This window comes from Undibacterium sp. Xuan67W (assembly GCF_049340165.1).
Lineage (GTDB): Bacteria > Pseudomonadota > Gammaproteobacteria > Burkholderiales > Burkholderiaceae_D > Undibacterium.
Genome location: NZ_JBMPPN010000001.1, coordinates 154,016 through 168,700 on the forward strand (window position 1 = coordinate 154,016; position 14,685 = coordinate 168,700).

A 14,685-nucleotide genomic window follows, 5' to 3' on the forward strand; every position below is an offset into this window, starting at 1 on the left:
ATTAATATTTTTCAAAGCACCGTCTTTGGCGTGTAATTATTTTTTACGTAATCCAGCACAATCGCCTGAAATTCTTCTGAAATACGTTCACCACGTAAGGTCATCGCCTTAGCACCGTCAATAAATACCGGCGCCGCTGGCGACTCGCCTGTGCCTGGCAAACTAATGCCAATATTTGCGTGCTTGGACTCGCCGGGACCGTTGACGATACATCCCATTACAGCAACGTTCATATTCTCAACGCCCGGATATTGCTTCTTCCAGACGGGCATCTGATCACGTAAAAAGGTTTGTATGCTATCTGCGAGTTCTTGGAAAACGGTTGATGTCGTGCGACCACAACCAGGGCATGCGATCACCATAGGCGTAAATTTACGCAGACCCATTGTCTGCAAAATTTCCTGCCCGACAATCACCTCTTTGCAACGATCACCGCCTGGCTCAGGTGTCAGAGAAATTCGTATTGTGTCGCCAATACCCTCTTGCATCAAAACCGACAATGCAGCGGTTGAGGCGACAATCCCCTTACTTCCCATGCCGGCCTCAGTTAAGCCCAGATGCAAAGGATAATCGCAGCGCTTAGACAACTCTCGGTACACTGCGACAAGATCTTGCACGCCAGATACTTTGCAAGACAAAATAATTTTATCGCCCGCAAGACCCAGCTCTTCTGCACGTTGTGCGTTTTCGATTGCCGAGGTAATTAAGGCCTCATACATCACAGTTTGGGCGCTCCATGGGGCAGCACGTTGCGCGTTTTCATCCATGATGCGCGCCAGCAGAGCCTGATCCAGGCTACCCCAATTAACACCAATCCGGACGGGCTTATCATAGAAACAGGCCATTTCTATCATCTGCGCAAATTGTGTATCTCTCTTGGCACCCTGCCCGACATTACCCGGATTAATTCTGTATTTGGATAAGGCTCTGGCGCACTCAGGAAAGTCTTTCAGGAGCGTATGACCGTTGTAGTGAAAATCACCCACCAATGGCACGTCGATTTCCATTTTGTCCAATTGCGCACGTATCGCTGGTACAGCGGCTGCAGCTTCTGGATTATTGACAGTGATACGCACTAGCTCCGAACCGGCTCTTGCAAGTTCTTTAATTTGAATCGCTGTAGCAATCACATCAGCGGTATCCGTATTCGTCATGGACTGCACCACTACAGGCGCAGTGCCTCCGATCATGACTTCTCGAGCGCCATACACAATTTTCGTAGCACGACTGACACGACGAGACAAAGGACCAGATGAGATACCAGAGAAAGAAACAGTCATACTATTTACTTCACATTCAAATTAATAACATTGCTTTCTTTAGTCGCAGCAATATTCAAAGACGTTCCGCGCAGTGTACCGTCAACGCCGGCGGCATTGCCAATTTTGATCTGCAAAGCTTCTTTTACATCGAAGCTCTCTTCCGTACCCGCTTTAGCGAGATGCGATGTGACAACCGTGCCATTTTCACGCTTAATTTGTATCCACGAATCCTGACGAAATTTAAATTTCATCAGATTTACAGACTGCTCCAGTGCAGCAGAATTATTCGCGACTGGCGCAGGCAATACAACAGGTTGACTGGCTGTAGAAACAACCAAAGGCGTCGCTTGGGCAAGCGTCTGCGGAACTACTGCAGGATTGCTGGCAACCTGCTCAGACACAGGTACTGGCCTGGACACTTCAGGTTCTTTATCCACAGTACTAGCAGCCGCTTCTGTATTCTTTTCAGAATTGACGCGAATTGCCGGAACAGGTGAGGCTGCCATCAATTCTGCCGAATCAGAAACATTTGAGGCCACAGTTTCAGGCGCAGAAGCTAGTTGATGAGATAACAATTTTTGCATTAAGCCAGTGTGCTCAAGTTTTTGAACGGCAAAAAAACCCGCCGCTAATATAGCCAATACAACCGCACCCCAAATATATCTACTATTAGTCGGATCCTGGCGCCCCATCAAAGGCAATTTAGACTCAAGGAAAGGGGTCGTCAATGCAGGTCGCAAATGAGGAAATTCAGCAACAGAAGCCGACTCCTGAGGTAATTTCGCGAGTATCGGCTCAGCATCAATCTTCAGCAACTTAGCATAGGAGCGGATAAACCCACGCACAATCACCATTTTAGGCAAAGCATCGAACTGATTTGCCTCCAGAGCGACAATCTGACGCGCAGACAGTTTCAATTGCTCAGCGACTTGCTGAACAGTCCAGTCTTTTTGCGATCTTGCTACAGTGAGCATCGCACCCGCAGTTTGTGGGGCGGCGTGATTTTTTTGTTCGGAATCTTCGGTAACCGCAGAGGTATTCAATTGTTCCACTGACAAATTCAACCCTGCATCACTCATCAAAAGCCCCGCGCTGGAATAATAAATATTCTTTAGAGTTCGGATGACGTCGACGCAATTGCGTGCCAAGGCCGCTGACGGCAGACTGATCACCGAGCTTATTTTCTACTTTGATTGCAAGCCACAAGACGTCAGCCGTATAGACTTCGTCCTTCAGTACACGATTAACGTAAAATTTCGCCTTCTCATATTCGCCTCTGTCGTAGTACACCTTGGACAGATTGGCATTGATCGTCAAGCTAGCCGGGTCTGCACGGAAACCCATTAAGAAATATTTTTCAGCCGCGACCAGATCCTTCAAACGCAAACCACAAACCCCGGCATTATTCAACGCCTTGGCAGGGGTAGGATAGCTAGAGTCTAGAATGACACGCTCAAAATATGGCATCGCCTGCTTTTCGTGGCCGTTATTACATAGAAACCAACCGTAGTTATTTGCGATGTCTGAATTATTCGGCGCCAGCTTTAATGCATGCTGAAAATTATCTTCAGCTAATTGCTTTTCGCCCATATCCATAAAAATAAGTGCTCTGACGCTATAGGCATCTACCAAGTCCGGCTCAACCAGCAAAGCCTGGCGAATCTCGTCCAGTGCGACCTTTTGTTGACCTTGCTGATAATAGCCAATCGCCAACTGCATACGAATTGCTGCTCGCTTCTGCAGCTCCGCCTTTTCCAGGCTAGGCGTCGATTCTTGCGATGATCCCTCAAGCTTTTTGCTTGCACATGCGGACAAAATCAGCGCCAACAACACGCCAGATAAAACACGGTAGTGCAATCCAAAAATTTTCACTGAGTGATCTCCACGATCTTGCCAAAATTTTTACCGAACTTGGTTTGGTATTCCGCCATTTTTTGCATGCGCTCCTGAACACGCGTCCTATCCTGCACTTCACCTGCCAACTGCCCGCATGCAGCATCAATGTCATCACCGCGCGTTTTACGTATTGTCGTCACCAGACCTGCATCCATCAGCACCTGAGCAAATGCCTTGATACGTGGATTAGCCGAGCGCTTCAGGCCAGACTCTGGGAAAGGATTAAACGGAATCAAATTAAACTTGCAAGGCACATTTTTAACCAGCTGCAGCAATTCGCGCGCATGCTGATCCGTATCATTAACACCATCCAGCATGCAATACTCAAAGGTAATGAAATCACGCGGCGCGAATTCAAGGTAACGTTTGCATGCGGCCATCAATTCTTGCAAAGGATGTTTTTTATTTAGAGGAATCAAGCTGTCACGCAGGGCATCATTCGACGCATGCAAAGACACCGCCAAAGCCACGGCACACTCTTGAGACAACTTATCAATCATGGGTACTACGCCACTAGTCGACAACGTAACACGGCGACGTGACAAGCCATAAGCATTATCATCCAGCATCAAACGCAGAGCCGTGACAGTCGGCTCAAAATTCAACAGAGGCTCACCCATCCCCATCATGACAACATTAGTAATCTGACGCTCACCCTTGGGCCCGGGCGGAATGCCTTTGGTCTGGCGCAACAAAAATTCAGCCATCCATAACTGGCCAATAATTTCGCCCACACTCAAATTACGATTAAAGCCCTGCTTACCAGTAGAACAAAAGCGGCAATTCACCGCACAACCAGCCTGGGTAGAAATACACAAAGTACCGCGATTTTCTTCTGGAATAAATACGGTTTCAACCGCGTTACCCTGCCCTACATCCAACAACCACTTACGCGTCCCATCCGTTGAGGTATGGTCGCTGATAATGGCGGGAGCGGCAATAAAGGCACGTGTTGATAATTTTTCACGAAGAGATTTAGCGAGATCGCTCATCTCTTCAAAATTACTGGCACCAAACTGGTGTATCCAGCGCTGCAATTGTTTCGCACGAAACGGCTTCTCACCCAACTCACCGCAGTAAGCGATAAGTTGAGCAGGATCCAGATCCAACAAATTGGTGAGTGCCGTCATATACATCTTCTTTCACGCCTTGCCTCTGCAATCAGGCAAATACAAGGCGACGTTGCAATAAAACGATTAACGTGAATACACGTTCAACGCAGGGAAGAAGTAAGCGATTTCGACAGCCGCTGTTTCAGCTGCATCGGAACCGTGTACTGCATTTGCGTCGATGGATTCAGCGAAATCAGCGCGGATTGTGCCCTTTTCTGCCTTCTTAGGATCAGTTGCACCCATCAGATCACGATTTTTCAAAATCGCGCCTTCGCCTTCCAACGCTTGCACAAAAACTGGACCGGAGATCATGAAATCAACCAGATCTTTAAAAAACGGACGAGCTGCATGAACTGCATAGAAGCCTTCTGCTTCAGCACGTGACAACTGTGTCAGGCGAGCGGCAACTACTTTCAAACCAGCTGCTTCAAAACGGCCGACAATTTGACCAATCACATTTTTTGCAACTGCGTCAGGCTTAATAATAGACAATGTACGTTCGATAGCCATCTAAAAAACTCCAATAAAATGAAAGGGTTAAGACAAAATTTCAAGAATTCATCTAACCTTAGATTTTATCACGAAACAGCAATAGCTAGGTAAGTTGTCAATGAAAGCTATTACTATTGAGAATTATTTTCTTTATTGACATGAATTGCAAGTCTTTCATGCAAAAGATATCTGAACACAGGCTACGCTAAACTAACGAACTCAGCCAAGCGCTTATAAAAAGCGCCAAGATGCAGAAGATTTTTTCGAAATAGAGGGAGTATGCTTAAAATATATGTCAAACACGCAAAATAATAGAGCGCATTAAAAACATACACCCCTCAGTATAAACAACATAGCGAAATTAAATTAAATCAAAAACTGCCATCGATTCCACATGGGAGGTATGCGGAAACATATTAACGACGCCCGCAAAGCTCAGTCTATAGCCCGCCTGACTGACTAACATGCCAGCATCTCTTGCCAAAGTAGACGGGCTGCATGAGACGTAGACAATCCGCTTAGGCTTCAGCTCTGGAGCAATATCACCCAAATCAATCAAAGCCTGACATACCGCCATCGCGCCGTCGCGAGGTGGATCGACCAGGAAGCGATCAAATTTACCTAGAGCAACAAAATCTTGCGCCGTAATTTCAAATAAATTCCGCGTGCTGAATGAGGTTGATTTATGCAATCCGTTCGCCAGCGCATTTTCTTGGGCGCGCTCAGTCAAGGTATCACTTCCCTCAATACCAACAACCTCTTTCGCCATCGTCGCAATGGGCAAAGTGAAATTACCCAGACCGCAGAACAAATCTGCAATCCGCTCATCTGCCTGAACATCCAGCATACGCAAGGCGCGCTCGACCAATACGCGGTTGATATGGTGGTTGACCTGCGTAAAATCGGTCGGTTTAAACGGCATCTTAATCCCAAACTCTGGCAACAGATAATGCAATTCGCTTTGCTCGGGATAAAACGGCGTTGCGGTCTCCGGACCTTTTGTCTGCAGCCACCACTGAACAGCATATTGATCTGCAAACACCCGTAATTTCACCTCATCGTCAGCACTCAAAGGCGCCATGATGCGCAAGACCATCGCAGTCACGCCCTCGCCGATACCAAGTTCAATTTGCGGTAACTCATCAACAATAGACAAACTTGCGACCAGGGCGCGCAGCGGCATCAACATTGCGGAGACATGCGGCGGCAGTATTTCACAAGTCTCCATATTGGCGACGTAACGGGATTTTTTCTCGTGAAAACCGACCAGCACGGTACCTTTTTTCTGCACATTACGCACCGACAAACGAGCACGGTAACGATATCCCCACGTGGGGCCATAAATTGGGCGCAACATGGTATCTGCTTTAACCTTACCGAGATGCCAGAGATTGTCCTCCAGCACCCGCTGCTTCATTGCAACCTGCGCACTGGCATCGAGATGTTGCATAGAGCAACCGCCACACAGACCAAAGTAGGCACATTTAGGCTTCACCCTTTGTGAAGATTCGTGCACCAGTTGCGTCATCGTTGCAGCTTCCCAGCTTGGTTTTTTCCTGAAAGTTTGAAAGCCCACTTCTTCGCCTGGCAAAGCTCCCTCGACAAAGACAACTTTACCAGGACTGCCGTCTTCATTTTCAATATGGCCAACGCCGCGGGCGTCCATATCAAGGGAGCGGATATTAATTGTTTTCATATTGAACAATACATGACATACATGCCATGCAGATTAGGAAATATTCAGAAAGCGGGATTATAAGAGAATCTGACTGGTCACCCGCAATTGATGCAGAGAATTTGCATCAAGACCCCTCGCAGGCAAAAAAAAACAGGTGAATAAAGAGGCTGACAAACGGAGTCACAACTACAATAAAGCATCCCTGCCTACGCCACGCGAGGCAAATGAGCGCTTCAGCTTAATCAGCGCCTCTTGCTGAATCTGGCGCACACGCTCACGCGTAATACCCATTTCATCGGCCAAGGTTTCCAGAGTAGCTGGATCATCGTTATCCAGACCAAAACGGCGCACAATCACAATTCTTTGCTTATCCGGCAATTTAGACAGCCAGTCACGTACCAGAATCGTCATTTCGTGATGCTCTGCGCGAATATCAGGCGTATCCTCACTGTCGCCAGGCAACATATCCATCAAGCTAGACTGCGGATCATTATCGAGCGGCGTATCAAGTGAAGTTGCGTGTTCTGATAACGCCAGAATATCCTGCACCTCATCAATCGGGCGGTCCACCAGATGCGCAATATCCTCCAGTGCGGCATCACGCCCATCATGCTGCTGTGACTCAAGATGATATTTTGCACGAAGAATTTGATTCAGTTCGCGGACCATGTGCACCGGCAAACGAATAGTTCGCGCCTGGTTCATGATGGCGCGCTCAATGCTCTGGCGTATCCACCAGGTGGCATAAGTAGAAAAACGGAAGCCACGCTCAGGTTCAAACTTATCGATGGCATGCATCAGACCGAGATTACCCTCCTCGATCATGTCGAGCAGAGCCACTCCGCGATTGATGTAGTGCTTGGCGATCGAGACAACCAAACGCAAATTATGCTCAATCATTTTTTGACGAGCTTCAAAATTTCCCTGCTTCGCCAAGGTCGCGTAATGCAGCTCTTCTGCGACGGAAAACAGTGGTCGCGTGCCGATCTGATTCAGATAATGTTGCGTCGTATCAGTGGATAATTCCGCAGCCAGCACCGTTTTTAATTCATCAATCGGTGCGACGATTAATGAAACAGGATTATCGTTTTGTCCATCCTGATTATCCTGGACTTCGTCACCCTCGTCTTCAGAGAAGTCTGAGGGTACAGCCAACTGCTCAGTCGCTACATCAACGCGGCGCTCCTGATCTTCATCTATTTCAGTCGATTGCAGTTGATGCTTGGAAGAAGTTTTCGGCATAGTTGATTTAATAAAACGACTTATCCTATTTTAATGATGGTTAGCAGACTCACCGGAACCATGTTGATCGACAGATGTTGACATCACACACTCTTACTGCTGACGCGGCAAAAATTTTGATGGATCAACCGGTTTACCTTGCTGGCGAATTTCAAAATGCAGCTTGACCGCATCGCTATCTGAATTTCCCATTTCTGCGATTTTTTGCCCCTTATTAATCGCCTGACCCTCTTTAACTAAAATCGCTTTGTTATGCGCGTAAGCCGAAAGCAAGGTGTTGGTATGCTTGATGATAACAAGATTACCATAACCGCGTATCCCGCTACCTGCGTACATGACCTTACCGGCACCTGCGGCCAGGACATCCTGCCCCAATTTACCTGAAATATCCAAGCCCTTATTTTTAGCCTCGTCATAGCCCGCAATGACTTTACCATCTACTGGCCACATCCAGTCAACAGCCTCACCATCGGCAGGCACTGGAATCACATCAGCCGGCTTAGATGGAGTCGTCACTTCGGTTTTTGGAACATTAGCAAGGACTGGCGGAACGACAGAAGCAAGGGCTGCATTTGACACATCTGATTTTTGCATATCGGCCAGCGTCGCTTCGGAGTAAGGTCGTTTATCGCCACGCGGAGAGGTTTTATTCGTTGACGGATTCACCGATGATAAAGGTCGGGCCTCCACGCCAGGGCTAGCAATGACGGCACCGGTCTGCACTGTGGCACTACCATCAGGAGGCGCTACGCGTAGTACCTGATCAACCTTGATGTCATTCGGATTTTTAAGATTATTCCAGGTCACGATATCGCTGTAACTTTGACCGTGATCCAAGGCGATACGAAATAAAGTGTCGCCTTTTTTAACGATGTAAGTATTGCGGGTATCCACCGGTTTGGCGACCGGTTTAGTCGAAGCCGTTGCCGATCCTTTTAAGGTATCAGAATTACTGTTATCAGTGCCACGTTCAACCACCGGGGCATTATTTGGCGTAGTGCTACAGGCACAGACCAATGCCAGCAAAATTGATCCTGCGACTAATTTTAATTTCTTCATACTCATTACTAATTCACTTGATTAAACATGCGCGCTTCGAGATCAGATCACGCCTTGGTGCAAAGGGACGAAATGACAGTGTTCCAGTACAGAACTTTTCCACTCATTTTTCGCCGTACGTTGAATTAATTGCAGAACTTGCCTGGCGCCACCGACGGGAGCAATTAAACGACCACCTATTGTCAGTTGCTCCAGCAGCGCTTTGGGCACTTCCATTCCTGCGGCAGCCATAATGATACCGTCAAACGGAGCCACCTGAGGCAATCCGAGCATGCCATCGCCGTAATGCAAGCGAATATTCGCAATTCGCATCGGTCGCAGATTGTTTTTCGCCAGCTCATGCAGAGCTTTTATACGCTCGATAGAAAACACCTCTTTTGCCACCAGCGACAATACGGCAGCCTGATATCCACAGCCCGTACCAATTTCCAGCACACGGTTTAAAGCGCCGCCGTCACGCATAATTTCAGTCATGCGAGCGACAATATACGGCTGTGAAATAGTCTGATGATGACCGATAGGAAGTGAGGCATCAATATAAGCCTGACTAGCCAACCCTGACTGTACAAAGAGATGTCTTGGTATTGCATCTAACGCGGATAACACAAGCTGATCCTTGACGCCTTGTTGCTCCACCCGGGCAACCATCGCACGCCGCACAGCGTCCGACACCAACGGACTGCCACGAGATGATTCGGGTGTGATTTTATTCTGACGGATGTTACCTTCAGACATCGGCTGACCAGTAGCAAATTGTTTTTTTACAGGCCCATGCGTCATCGCGTTTTGCATTGCCGTTTGCTGCGTGGCCGTCTTCGGAGAATGTGCAGGCCGGCTTGTTGCTTTACCTGGCGGATCAACGACCGAGGACAAGCCGAGAGGGAAGCGTTTGCCGTCCTTATTCATATCTCGCCAGCTCCGAATTCGCTTTGCAATTGAGCCAATTGGCGCATATTGGTTAAATCAATTTGCAACGGCGTCAGTGATACATAACCCTGCCCTGTGACATAAAAATCGGTTCCCTCACCAGCATCTTTTGCCATACCTGGTGGACCGATCCAATAGATATCCCGGCCATGTGGATCACGTGCTTTGATCACTGGTTCAGACGTATGACGCTTTCCTAATCTAGCAGCCTTAACTCCCTTGATCTGCGCATATTCCAGATTAGGAATATTCACATTCAACAAAAACGGCTGACTCAAAGTCGGAAAACCTTGCTCTATCATCTCACGCGCGATTCTTGCCGCAGAATCGAGATGTGACCAGCCCTTTTCCACCTGGGAGAACGCAATTGCGGGAATACCAAACAAATACCCCTCAGTCGCTGCGGCAACGGTACCAGAGTACAAGGTATCGTCACCCATGTTTTGCCCTTGATTGATACCAGATACAATCAAATCGGGTCTGGTCTGCATGATTGCCGTCAAAGCGATATGAACACAATCTGAAGGCGTACCATTCACGAAATAATAACCATTAGCTGCACGATAGGCAGACAGGGGACGATCCAGCGTCAACGCGTTGGAACTGCCAGAACGGTTACTATCCGGCGCTACTACGGTAACCTCTGCGATCGAGGATAAAGCATCTACCAGGGCAATGATGCCGGGCGCAAGGTAACCATCGTCATTACTGATCAGAATTTTCATGATGAACATTTTAACCGATGCAACTTTGTAAAATCAGACAACAAGTAGTTTTTTACGGCATAATCATAAAATCAAACGACCGTACTATTTTAATCAGGAGACAAAAACATGAAAGCGGTATTGTGCAAAGCCTGGGGGTTACCCGACACGCTGGTAGTAGAAGAGTTACCGGACTTGGTAGCCGGTGCCGGACAAGTTGTCATTGATGTCAAAGCAGCCGGCGTTAACTTTCCCGACGTCTTGATCATCCAGAATAAATATCAATTTAAACCTGAGCTGCCGTTCACTCCTGGCAGTGAACTTTCAGGTGTTGTACGCGCCGTCGGTGAGGGTGTCAGCAAGATAAATGTGGGTGACAAAGTCATTGCCTTCATCGGACACGGTGCATTTGCCCAGCAAGTACTCGCCCCTGCTCAGGCCGTGATGCCTATGCCTCCCGGTATGGATTTTGATACCGCTGCGGCCATCACACTAACTTATGGCACATCACATCATGCGGTTGTTGATCGCGCTCAACTCAAAGCAGGCGAAACCATGCTGGTACTTGGCGCGGCAGGCGGTGTCGGCCTGGCAGCGATAGAAATTGGCAAAGCATTGGGTGCGCGCGTTATTGCAGCAGCTTCCTCCGATGAAAAGCTGGCTATCTGTAAAGAGCATGGTGCAGATCTGACCATCAATTACAGCACTGAAGATTTGCGTGAAGCGATCAAAGCAGCCACCGATGGTAAAGGTCCGGATGTGATTTACGATCCGGTCGGTGGCATTTACGCAGAGCCAGCATTTCGCTCCATCGCATGGCGCGGACGATATCTCGTGATCGGATTTGCAAACGGTGAAATTCCTAAGCTACCTTTAAACCTGACGCTACTCAAAGGTGCATCATTAGTCGGCGTATTCTGGGGTGAATTTGCCAAACGCGAACCCAAAGCGAATATGGCAGCAATGCGCGAACTGATGGGCTGGTTAGCCGAAGGTAAAATCAAACCGCATATCTCTGGTCGCTATGCGTTAAAAGATACCTCAATCGCGCTGAATGATATAGCGGCGCGCAAAGTAACGGGTAAAGTCGTTATCCAACCCGAAAAATAAGTTCATATGAACTTAAAGTTTGTTAGTAAGTTAGCGAACTGGGAGCAAGAGTAGAGCAGGACTACACAAAAGTGAGATCTGGATTACCAGGCAGCCTGTCAGGTTAACCTATCTCCCGGTTTTATTATTTCGTTCTTTGATTATTTCACGCTTAGCTGACTTCACAAGGCATCAATATCCCCCATAAAAAAGCACCTCACGAAGAGGTGCTTTTTTATTCTGCCCAACATGTCCGCTATCGAATCACACCTTCAATTACCAGGCGTTGAGGCATCCCCTAACCAATAGCGATTAATATCCTTCAGCCCCCACTTGACCGCATCCTCGCGGGCTACGATTTTATCCTGCAATCCAGGGCCTGCAAGATCAAGCAACTCAGGCATGATATACGCCATCGATTTAATAGAAAAAAACACCCTCACCTTTGGCGACAATAAAGACTTCCCAGTCTGCTGCTCGACAACAACACCGAGCCGGCCCGATTCTAAGCGCACCAGAGTGCCGACCGGGAAGATGCCGATACTCCGGACAAAAGCCTGAAATACCGCCTCATCAAAATGCCCCTTACTCCACTCCGCCATTTTTTTAACGGACTCTGCCGGACACCAACCTTGCTTGTACGGACGGTTCGAAGTGATTGCATCATAGACGTCGCAAACCGCCCCCATCTTCGCAAAAAGGCTGATCTGTTCACCTTTTAACCGCTCTGGATAACCTGAGCCATCAACCTTTTCATGGTGATGCAGGCACACATCGAGCGCCACTTCGCTAATCCCCTCGACTTCCAGCAACATTTTATAACCTGCGACGGGGTGATGCTTAACCGAAACGAACTCAGCATCAGTCAATTTGCCAGGTTTATTCAAAATATCATCAGCCACCATCATCTTACCGATATCATGCAACAAGCCAGCGAGACCAGCTTCACGTGTTTGCTCGTCGCTAAGGCCCAATTGCTTCGACAGCGCAATCATCAATGCGCAGACAGCGATGGAGTGCATATACGTGTAGTCGTCTTTGGTCTTCAACCTTGCCAGACCAATCAACGCACCAGAGTTACGCATGACGGAACTTGCTATTTCATCGACCAAAGGCAGGACGTTTTCGACTTCGACCGCCTTACCCATACGGGCTTCATTAAACATCGAAAAAACAGCTTGCTTGGATCGGGAGACTATCTTAGCTGCACGCCCAACCTCATCTTCCATCGAAACACCAGGAATCTCGCTAAAAGGAGGCGGAGGCGGCTTAACAATCGTAACAACTTCTGGCTCTGCTAATTGAATTGTAGGAGCTGGGGGTTCCGGTTCAGTCTCCACATAGACATCTAGTCCTTTGCTAGTATCGATCCAGGCTTCTTTAATTTTGGTGCTCAAAACTTTTGTTAGGATGTTTTGATCATCAATCATAAAAGATTTTTGCCAGAACGGTGTATCCATCCAGGAACTACATAATTCCTGCACATACATACCGACTCGTAGCTGTTTTATTTCAATTTTCTTCAGCATGTTTGATTTTCATTGCCTGAGCTGTATCAACTAAGCATTATCGTATCACCGATAAACAAGGAAGGATGACGTATTTTAAGCAGGTCGTTTGATCTATGTCTGATATCTTAAAGGCTACATTTCACTGATACGATAGATAAATGGACAATAGTAAGAAAATTGATGAACAAGAAAATAGAATAATGAATAAATCGATAGGCTAACGTTTCTCAATTTTTTTGTAATACAGACTACTCTAAAGTCGGGCGTTGCAATAAGCGTAAGGGTCTAAAAAAGGACTGCATCGTTTTGTTGCAAATAAACGATAGGTTATAGGGGTGCTCTGCAATTTGCTGTGAAAATAATTCAGTCACCGAGATTTGCTTTAACTGCTCTGCAATCTTCCCCCATAAGACAAGAGTCACCGCTGTCACAACGTGTGATTCTGATTTTGCTTGACGTTCATGGAGAGCAGTCAAAATATTGTGCAAGAACGGTTGCCATGCTTTGGCATCTTTGGCCGGCGCGACATCAGGTCGAAAAACCAGCGTCGCGTTCAGCAATAAAAATCCTTGGCTCAATAAATTCTGTTGCAAGTCAGGCAAAGTCTGAATCAAATCAGCGCCTGGTAATCGTGCTTGCCTTGCAACGACAGACATCGCCGCAATAGAGGTATCCGCTTCAGTTAAATAGCCATCTGCGACCAATAGCATTTTTATAAAATTGCGAAGAGAAGTAGCACGATTCACTTTTTTCGATAACCCGCCATCCGGATCCGGGGACCATAGATCCCCTACGGCGCCATCCATAAAGCAAAAACCCGTCGCACTCTCCGCTCTTGGATACGGTCCTTCACCAATTAATACATAATGGACTCGATCGATCGGCAATGCAAACGCCGCGAATAAGCGGGTAGCCTCTGGCAAAAAAACAGTATTTTCTAGCTGCGACAAATACGCAGAGTCTGCGCGCTGCAAGTCGGATAAGGCACTCCGTAAGACCGGCAGCCATGAAGGATCTGCAAGCGTTAACGCTTGTTCAATAAAATTGGGAAATGACAAAGAATACCCTAGCGTTGATTGTCTGGAGCTGAGGCAGGTGGATTAACCACAGGAACACCACTACTGATCCCGATACCGGGGTTCGGTCCGTTAAAAACCTGACGGTTATTTTGCGGAAATGCGATGGGGTTCGGCGGCGGTATTGCCGGGCTATTTATCGCTGCAGACGGTGAAGAGACGATGGTCGCAGAGGACGGCAATTCAACTCGCTTAATTATTCCATTTTCGGATATCAGAATATATTGATCATGTACTTCTTGCAGTGTGATGCCTGGAGACAGTTCCTGATTGATACCGACAGCCTGCGCAGGTTTGCCATTAGCGCTCACAATAGCAACGCTATCGTTGAGACGTCTGGCGAGGATGACTCCTTTTAGCTGGTAATTGCTGGCGGCTTGCGCAATCTGGCTCGCGCCAAAAATATTTCCCCATTGCCCCGCACCTGGCTCAAACGCTACCGCTTGCGAAGGCACTGTAACGGCACGTGCCTTTGGCTTAAATAGTTGAATGCCCCAAAAACTGAGCGACATGCAAACGACAATGAACATCAAAAAACTGATGATAAGAGGTACACGCTTCATTTCATTCCTTGATTTCATTCTTTATTTACTGACACCGATGAAGGGCAGGCATACAAGAGATGTTGCCATTGCAC

At 47.5% G+C, this 14,685-nt stretch carries 14 protein-coding genes; 1 reads left to right on the top strand and 13 read right to left on the bottom strand.

The annotated features are described in order from the left end of the window. Window positions 1–11 precede the first annotated feature (11 nt). The 10 genes from ispG to surE form a co-directional block, all read right to left on the bottom strand. A complete protein-coding gene (ispG, locus tag ACO0LE_RS00730; RefSeq protein ID WP_422958506.1) occupies window positions 12–1,280 on the bottom strand; it encodes a flavodoxin-dependent (E)-4-hydroxy-3-methylbut-2-enyl-diphosphate synthase in 1,269 nt (422 codons plus the stop codon). Between the two features lie 5 nt (window positions 1,281–1,285). Next, window positions 1,286–2,341 carry a helix-turn-helix domain-containing protein gene (locus ACO0LE_RS00735; RefSeq protein ID WP_422958507.1) on the bottom strand — a complete coding sequence of 352 codons (1,056 nt, stop codon included), beginning with the start codon at window positions 2,339–2,341 and terminating at the stop codon, window positions 1,286–1,288. Further along, a complete protein-coding gene (gene pilW / locus ACO0LE_RS00740; RefSeq protein WP_422958508.1) occupies window positions 2,334–3,134 on the bottom strand; it encodes a type IV pilus biogenesis/stability protein PilW in 801 nt (266 codons plus the stop codon). The genes ACO0LE_RS00735 and pilW overlap by 8 nt, the downstream gene beginning before the upstream one ends. After that, a complete protein-coding gene (gene rlmN, locus ACO0LE_RS00745; protein ID WP_422958509.1) occupies window positions 3,131–4,288 on the bottom strand; it encodes a 23S rRNA (adenine(2503)-C(2))-methyltransferase RlmN in 1,158 nt (385 codons plus the stop codon). The genes pilW and rlmN overlap by 4 nt, the downstream gene beginning before the upstream one ends. A 66-nt stretch (window positions 4,289–4,354) precedes the next feature. Next, complete coding sequence (gene ndk, locus ACO0LE_RS00750; protein ID WP_422958510.1) at window positions 4,355–4,780, bottom strand: nucleoside-diphosphate kinase; 426 nt, start codon at window positions 4,778–4,780, stop codon at window positions 4,355–4,357. A gap of 343 nt (window positions 4,781–5,123) precedes the next feature. Next, window positions 5,124–6,458 carry a 23S rRNA (uracil(1939)-C(5))-methyltransferase RlmD gene (gene rlmD, locus ACO0LE_RS00755; RefSeq protein ID WP_422958511.1) on the bottom strand — a complete coding sequence of 445 codons (1,335 nt, stop codon included), beginning with the start codon at window positions 6,456–6,458 and terminating at the stop codon, window positions 5,124–5,126. Window positions 6,459–6,626: 168 nt separating this feature from the next. Beyond that, window positions 6,627–7,682 (bottom strand): RNA polymerase sigma factor RpoS, encoded by a 1,056-nt coding sequence (gene rpoS, locus ACO0LE_RS00760; protein ID WP_422958512.1) that lies wholly within the window; start codon window positions 7,680–7,682, stop codon window positions 6,627–6,629. 93 nt (window positions 7,683–7,775) lie between these two features. Beyond that, window positions 7,776–8,741: a peptidoglycan DD-metalloendopeptidase family protein gene (locus ACO0LE_RS00765; RefSeq protein WP_422958687.1), complete on the bottom strand. Its 966-nt coding sequence runs from the start codon at window positions 8,739–8,741 to the stop codon at window positions 7,776–7,778. A 42-nt stretch (window positions 8,742–8,783) separates the two neighbouring features. Further along, window positions 8,784–9,647, bottom strand: a complete 864-nt coding sequence (locus ACO0LE_RS00770; protein WP_422958513.1) for a protein-L-isoaspartate(D-aspartate) O-methyltransferase — start codon at window positions 9,645–9,647, stop codon at window positions 8,784–8,786. After that, window positions 9,644–10,393: a 5'/3'-nucleotidase SurE gene (surE, locus tag ACO0LE_RS00775; RefSeq protein WP_422958514.1), complete on the bottom strand. Its 750-nt coding sequence runs from the start codon at window positions 10,391–10,393 to the stop codon at window positions 9,644–9,646. The genes ACO0LE_RS00770 and surE overlap by 4 nt, the downstream gene beginning before the upstream one ends. A 108-nt stretch (window positions 10,394–10,501) precedes the next feature. On the opposite strand from surE, the gene ACO0LE_RS00780 reads away from it, so the two are divergent. Next, entirely contained in the window at window positions 10,502–11,482 is a 981-nt protein-coding gene (locus ACO0LE_RS00780) for an NADPH:quinone oxidoreductase family protein (protein ID WP_422958515.1), read from the top strand. 251 nt (window positions 11,483–11,733) lie between these two features. Here the strand turns inward: ACO0LE_RS00780 and ACO0LE_RS00785 are convergent, their stop codons facing one another. The 3 genes from ACO0LE_RS00785 to ACO0LE_RS00795 form a co-directional block, all read right to left on the bottom strand. Continuing rightward, complete coding sequence (locus ACO0LE_RS00785; protein WP_422958516.1) at window positions 11,734–12,990, bottom strand: HD-GYP domain-containing protein; 1,257 nt, start codon at window positions 12,988–12,990, stop codon at window positions 11,734–11,736. A gap of 230 nt (window positions 12,991–13,220) precedes the next feature. Continuing rightward, window positions 13,221–14,030: a uracil-DNA glycosylase gene (locus ACO0LE_RS00790; protein ID WP_422958517.1), complete on the bottom strand. Its 810-nt coding sequence runs from the start codon at window positions 14,028–14,030 to the stop codon at window positions 13,221–13,223. 8 nt (window positions 14,031–14,038) lie between these two features. Continuing rightward, window positions 14,039–14,611, bottom strand: a complete 573-nt coding sequence (locus tag ACO0LE_RS00795; RefSeq protein ID WP_422958518.1) for a type II secretion system protein N — start codon at window positions 14,609–14,611, stop codon at window positions 14,039–14,041. Window positions 14,612–14,685: the final 74 nt, after the last annotated feature.

Excerpts from the sequence above, each read along its gene's own strand:
- ACO0LE_RS00795 (WP_422958518.1), bottom strand. The coding sequence starts at position 14,611 with ATGAAGCGTGTACCTCTTATCATCAGTTTTTTGATGTTCATTGTCGTT.
- ACO0LE_RS00765 (WP_422958687.1), bottom strand. The coding sequence starts at position 8,741 with ATGAAGAAATTAAAATTAGTCGCAGGATCAATTTTGCTGGCATTGGTC.
- ndk (WP_422958510.1), bottom strand. The coding sequence starts at position 4,780 with ATGGCTATCGAACGTACATTGTCTATTATTAAGCCTGACGCAGTTGCA.
- surE (WP_422958514.1), bottom strand. The coding sequence starts at position 10,393 with ATGAAAATTCTGATCAGTAATGACGATGGTTACCTTGCGCCCGGCATC.
- ispG (WP_422958506.1), bottom strand. The coding sequence starts at position 1,280 with ATGACTGTTTCTTTCTCTGGTATCTCATCTGGTCCTTTGTCTCGTCGT.
- ACO0LE_RS00785 (WP_422958516.1), bottom strand. The coding sequence starts at position 12,990 with ATGCTGAAGAAAATTGAAATAAAACAGCTACGAGTCGGTATGTATGTG.
- rlmD (WP_422958511.1), bottom strand. The coding sequence starts at position 6,458 with ATGAAAACAATTAATATCCGCTCCCTTGATATGGACGCCCGCGGCGTT.
- rpoS (WP_422958512.1), bottom strand. The coding sequence starts at position 7,682 with ATGCCGAAAACTTCTTCCAAGCATCAACTGCAATCGACTGAAATAGAT.
- ACO0LE_RS00770 (WP_422958513.1), bottom strand. The coding sequence starts at position 9,647 with ATGAATAAGGACGGCAAACGCTTCCCTCTCGGCTTGTCCTCGGTCGTT.
- ACO0LE_RS00735 (WP_422958507.1), bottom strand. The coding sequence starts at position 2,341 with ATGAGTGATGCAGGGTTGAATTTGTCAGTGGAACAATTGAATACCTCT.
- ACO0LE_RS00780 (WP_422958515.1), top strand. The coding sequence starts at position 10,502 with ATGAAAGCGGTATTGTGCAAAGCCTGGGGGTTACCCGACACGCTGGTA.
- rlmN (WP_422958509.1), bottom strand. The coding sequence starts at position 4,288 with ATGACGGCACTCACCAATTTGTTGGATCTGGATCCTGCTCAACTTATC.